Origin of the sequence: Falsiroseomonas oryziterrae (assembly GCF_021864505.1) — a bacterium.
GTDB classification, from domain to species: Bacteria; Pseudomonadota; Alphaproteobacteria; order Acetobacterales; family Acetobacteraceae; genus Falsiroseomonas; species Falsiroseomonas oryziterrae.
In genome coordinates this window covers 1-2338 of record NZ_JAKJIB010000470.1, presented here as the reverse complement: position 1 = coordinate 2338, position 2338 = coordinate 1, and the positions used below count along the sequence as shown (strand labels likewise).

Sequence of the window (2338 nt, the reverse complement as noted above, 5' to 3'; positions counted from 1 at the left end):
GACCGCCACCCCGGCGCGCCGCCGCGGCAGGCCGAGCCCGCCGACCCGCGCGGAGGCGCTGGCCCAGCGGCTGGCCGACGAGATCGTCGCAGGCCGCCTGACGCCCGGCACGCCGCTCGAGGAGATCCCGCTCGCGGCCGCGCATGGCGTCTCCCGCACGCCGGTGCGCGAGGCGCTGCGGCGCCTCGAATCGAGCGGGCTGGTCGAGACGAGGCCGCGGCGTGGCGCCGTGGTGGCACGGCCGGAGCCCGGCCGGCTGCGCGAGATGTTCGCGGTGATGGCGGAGCTGGAGGCGCTCTGCGCCGCCGGCTGCGCGCGCGCGATGCGGCCCGCCGAACGACGCGAGATCGAGGCGCTGCACAAGCGGATGGGAGCGATGGTGCGCGAGCTCGACCTTGCCGGCTACCGCGCGGCCAACGTCGCCTTCCACCAGGCGCTCTACGCCGGTGCGCGCAACGGCTACCTGGCGGAGCTCGCGGCCGACACGCGCCGGCGCCTCGCGCCGTTCCGCGCCGCGCAGCTCGAGGCGCCGGAACGGCTGCGGCGTTCGCATGCCGAGCACGGCGCCATCGTCACGGCGATCCTGCGCGGCGAGGCGGAGGAAGCGGCGCGGGTGATGCGGGAGCATCTGGCGCTGACCGAGGCGGCCTGGGGCCAGATGATGGACGTACTTCTGGTCAACAGCCCAGCCTCGCAGCACATTTCCTAGGCAGATCAGCCCGAAAAGCGCGCCCGTGCATACACGACGCGCGGCAGCGCCGCCGCTGCCGGCCTCGGCTGGACGTTATGAATCGTGCTGAATCAGACCCGTAGCAAACCGGGACGACCGCCCGGAGGCGCGGCACGGGGTTTGCTGAACCGGTCTCCATGTCATCGGACGCCGACCTTTCCCTCGACCGGGCCAGCCTGCACGCCGCCTATGCGGCCGGCCGGCTTCGGCCCGAGCAGGTCGTCGCGCTGATCCACCGCCGGATCGCCACCCTCGGCGATCCGGGCATCTTCATCCACCTGGTGCCCGAGACGCAGGCGACCGCCACCGCGGCCGCCCTGCCCGCCTTCGACCCGGCGCGCTACCCGCTCTGGGGCCTGCCCGTCGCGATGAAGGACAACATCGACATCGAGGGCCTGCCGACCACCGCGGGCTGCCCGGGCTTCGCCTATGTCGCCAAGGCGACCGCGCCGGCCGTGCTGGGCCTGCTCGACGCAGGCGCGGTGCTGATCGGCAAGACCAATCTCGACCAGTTCGCGACCGGGCTCGTCGGCGTGCGCACGCCCTACCCCGTGCCGCGCAATGCCTTCGATCCGGCCCGTGTGCCCGGCGGATCGAGCAGCGGCTCCGCGGTCGCGGTCGCGCAGGGCCTGGCGACGCTCTCGCTCGGCACCGACACGGCGGGCTCCGGCCGCGTGCCGGCGGCGCTGAACAATTTGGTCGGGCTGAAGCCCTCGCTTGGCGCCGTGTCCAGCCGAGGTGTGGTGCCGGCCTGCCGGACGCTCGACTGCGTGTCGGTCTTCGCCCTCTCCGTCGAGGATGCCTGGGCCGGCTTCGAGGCGATCGCGGGCGAGGATCAGGCCGATCCGTTCTCGCGCCCGATCGCGCCGCAGGAGCCGCGTCTCGCGCCGCCGATCCGCAGGCTCGGCGTGCCGCGCCGCCCCGAGTTGGACGACGAGGCCGGTCGGACCGCCTGGGCGGCCGCCGTCCAACGCCTGTCCGCGCTCGGCGTCGTCGTCGAGGAGGTGGACCTCGCCGAATTCCACGCCGTCGCGCGCCTGCTCTACGAAGGCCCCTGGGTGGCGGAACGCGCCGCCGCCGTCGGCGAGTTCGCGCTCGCGCGGCCGGATGCCGTGCACCCCGTCACGCGCGACATCCTCGCCGGCGCGTCGCGATTCAGCGCGGTGGATGCCTTCCGCGGGCTCTATCTGCTGGCCGAGCTGCGGCGCCGCACGGAGCCGATGTGGAGCCGCGTGGATGCGCTCGCCGTCCCGTCCGTGCCTTGCTTCCCGACACTGGCGGACCTCGCCGCCGATCCGCTCGGCCCGAATGCGCGCCTCGGCACCTATACGAACTTCGTCAACCTGCTCGACCTCGCGGCGCTCGCCGTGCCGGGGCCGTTCCGCCCCGATGGCCTGCCTGCGGGCCTGACGCTGATCGGCCCGCGCGGCAGCGACGCCGCGCTCGCCGCCTTCGGCGCGCGATTCCAGGCCGCCGCGCAACCGCGCCTCGGCGCCACCACAGCGAGGCGCGCGGCATGAACGACCTCATCGAAATCGCCGTGGTCGGCGCGCATCTGTCGGCCCTGCCGCTGAACCACGAGCTGACATCGCGCGGCGGCGTGCTGCG

General features: G+C 74.3%; 2 protein-coding genes. Both read left to right on the top strand.

Features of this window, described 5'->3' with window-relative positions:
- Positions 1-709, top strand: a 709-nt coding sequence (locus L2I40_RS22050; RefSeq protein ID WP_237217428.1) for a GntR family transcriptional regulator, incomplete at its 5' end; no start/stop codon positions are given.
- 158 nt (positions 710-867) lie between these two features.
- Positions 868-2250 carry an allophanate hydrolase gene (gene atzF / locus L2I40_RS22045; RefSeq protein WP_237217426.1) on the top strand — a complete coding sequence of 461 codons (1383 nt, stop codon included), beginning with the start codon at positions 868-870 and terminating at the stop codon, positions 2248-2250.
- The last annotated feature ends 88 nt before the right edge of the window (positions 2251-2338 follow it).

Coding starts and splice junctions, on each gene's coding strand:
- atzF (WP_237217426.1), top strand. CDS start 868: ATGTCATCGGACGCCGACCTTTCCCTCGACCGGGCCAGCCTGCACGCC.